This is a genomic window from Campylobacter sp. IFREMER_LSEM_CL2194 (genome assembly GCF_025771685.1).
GTDB lineage: Bacteria > Campylobacterota > Campylobacteria > Campylobacterales > Campylobacteraceae > Campylobacter_D.
The window spans coordinates 1-2750 of the sequence record NZ_JAKMQS010000030.1 but is presented as its reverse complement, the minus strand read 5'-3'; the positions used below and the strand labels follow the sequence as shown (position 1 = coordinate 2750).

At 27.5% G+C, this 2750-nt stretch carries 3 protein-coding genes; all 3 read right to left on the bottom strand.

Going from position 1 to position 2750, the window contains the following annotated elements; genetic code table 11:
• Positions 1-1681 (bottom strand): type VI secretion system baseplate subunit TssF (tssF, locus tag L8V79_RS07960; RefSeq protein ID WP_263703180.1); only part of this gene is annotated, 1681 nt, incomplete at its 3' end.
• Between the two features lies 1 nt (position 1682).
• A complete protein-coding gene (locus L8V79_RS07955) occupies positions 1683-2075 on the bottom strand; it encodes a GPW/gp25 family protein (RefSeq protein WP_214114359.1) in 393 nt (130 codons plus the stop codon).
• Between the two features lie 3 nt (positions 2076-2078).
• Positions 2079-2750: type VI secretion system contractile sheath large subunit (tssC, locus tag L8V79_RS07950; RefSeq protein WP_263703179.1), on the bottom strand; the 672-nt coding region annotated here is incomplete at its 5' end.

Sequence of the window (2750 nt, the reverse complement as noted above, 5' to 3'; positions counted from 1 at the left end):
CTTTTGAGTTTATGCATTTAATTTTTAATTCACAAAATGAATTAATACTCACAAAGGATGATAAAAATTCTGAAATTATTAATCCTAACTTATAAACTTCACCCAAAGAATAAAATTTAGAATCATCTATACTTATAATACTCATAGTGCCTTTTTTTGTAATATGCTCATCAATTAAGTAGCTTGGTTTTGACTGTATGTCAATTATTGAAGAGGTGAGTAATTGACATACTACTTCAGAGGTTTTATCATCAGGAAAGCTGTAACTTTCTAAAACTTGAAAAAAGGATGTTTTTGTTAAAAGAGTTTGATAGCTAAATGATAAAATAGAAACTAATTTCCATAAAAGATTGCCATTAGTTTTAACTTGCTTAATCGGCGTTGGAATGGTAATGTTTTTCGTAATAGCATCTTTATAAAAAGGTATAAAATTGATATCACCTATTTTTAAATGGGTTGGCAAATTTTTATTACAGCATAATACATCTATTGTGATTGTTTCATTTGTATTGTTTGAGGAAAAAAACGATATTTCTTTGAAGTTATCTTGCTTGGAATTTGATTTATTTGTAATGTAGTAAAAATCTTGTATTTTATTTTGCATAAATTCAAAACGTTCAAAATTTTTATAGTTTTTTAAAATTCTACTCCCGCTGTCGCTATTATGTGCTTTGACTTGTTTTATTTGAACTATATCATATGCATTTAAATTTGTTCTATCGATAAAAATTCTATATCCATTTTTCGAGTGATTATTGATGATAGGTTCTGCTGTTTTTTCGAAAATATTAATGATTGGTGTTGTCGATAATGAGAATAATTCATTTTTTATAATACAATTTTTAGGAAGTGTTTTATTAAATTTAAAAAAAATGCTAATTAACTTACCTTTACACTCATGTAAAACATCCAAGCCTTGTATTGAGATAAAATTAAATTTTTCAGGCAAAAAAAAGTATTCTCTTAGCAAGGAAAAAGATTCAAATCCTAAGTCATTATAAAATAGGCAACTTTCGTTCGGCTTTAAACCCATAGTTTTAATATTATGGGTATTTATTTTAAATTCTTCTTTTGTGTCATGAGATATGACTTTTATTTCTTCTAAATATTGATGCATATAAAAAAGTAATGTAGATGATGTGTAAACATCATCCCCTAAGTATATACTTAGTCTATCTAAACCTAGATGTTCTATGTTTAAATCTTCTCTACTAACTCTAAGTTGTATATCTAATGTATGATATTGTCTTTCACTTCCTAAAAAAACATTCTCTATATTTAATGGATATAGATATACATCATATACTGTTTTAAATTCACATTCACATTTTTCTATAGATACGGATTTAACTGTACTATTTTTAGGAATAATTAATCTGTTGAGTTTGCTGTTTTCGCTAAATTTGAATTCTTGCATACACATAGAAGGTAGAATGTTGGTGTAATTTGGAGAAAGAATATTAATTAGAGATTCTGCAATATAGGGTATATTTTGATCTAATTCTTGATGAATTTTAGAGGTTAATATTGCTAAATTTTCAATAATTCTTTCTATATCTGGATCTTTACTATCGTAAGATAAAAAAGGGGTTAACTTGGGAAATTTATCTATAAAAATTTTCCGAGCATGATTAAGATAAGCAATCTCCTTTTGATAATAATGTATATCATCTTGTGTCATTTTAGATAACCTCGCAATATCGATTATTTTTAAATATAATTTCAATTGCAAATTCTTTAAAATTATCATTACAAAAAACACACTTTAGTAAAAATGAAAGTTGCCAAGGTTTTAAAGAATCATTATATGTGATAGAATTAATCATAATTCTTTTTTCGTATTTATTTATGAGTTTATGAATTTCTTTTGCCATGTTCAAGCAAAGTTCTGTTGAGCTTAAATTTAGATTTTCTATACTAGATAATCCAAAATCTTCAACACTTAAGCAGTCATCAAGTTTTGCATTAAGCAAAACTTGTATATTATTTTTTATTTCTTGAAATTCATTTTGATAAAAAGGGATATTTTTATATTGCTCATCCAATGAATGAATAATTTTATCCAACAAAGACATTTATTATTCTTTATCCAATTTACCTACTAAAGATAGTTCAAAATTTCCACCCATATATTTAAAGTGAGGACGAACACTCAACCCAATCTTATACCATCCAGGCTCCCCTGGTATATTATCCACTTTTACTTGAGCCCCTCTAAAAGGTCTTCTACTTCTAACCTCTGCTGGTGGATTTTCTTGATCTGAAATATATTGTCTAACCCATTCGTTTAAACCATTTTCAATATCACTTCTTTCCTTCCAGCTTCCAATTTCTTCTCTTTGTAGTACTTTTAGATAATGTGCTAATCTTGAAATTAAAAATACATAAGGCAATTGAGTGCCTAAGCGGTAATTTGTTTCAGCCTCTTTTCCTTCTGGTGTGTTTGGAAATATTTTAGGTTTTAAAGCAGAATTTGCTGAAAAAAATGCTGCATTATTGGTGTCTCTTCTTAGGGTTAAAGTTATAAACCCATTTTCTGCAAGTTCATATTCTCTTCTATCTGTAATCAAAACTTCAGTGGGAATTTTAGCTTTTAAGTTTCCAAAATTTTCATAAAAATAAGTAGGAAGATCTTTTACGCTTCCACCGCTTTTTGGTCCTATGATACTACCGCACCACCTGTATTTAGCAAAACTTTCTGTTAATCTTGTTGCGAAAGCATATGCTGAATTTCCCCATAATAGATGATT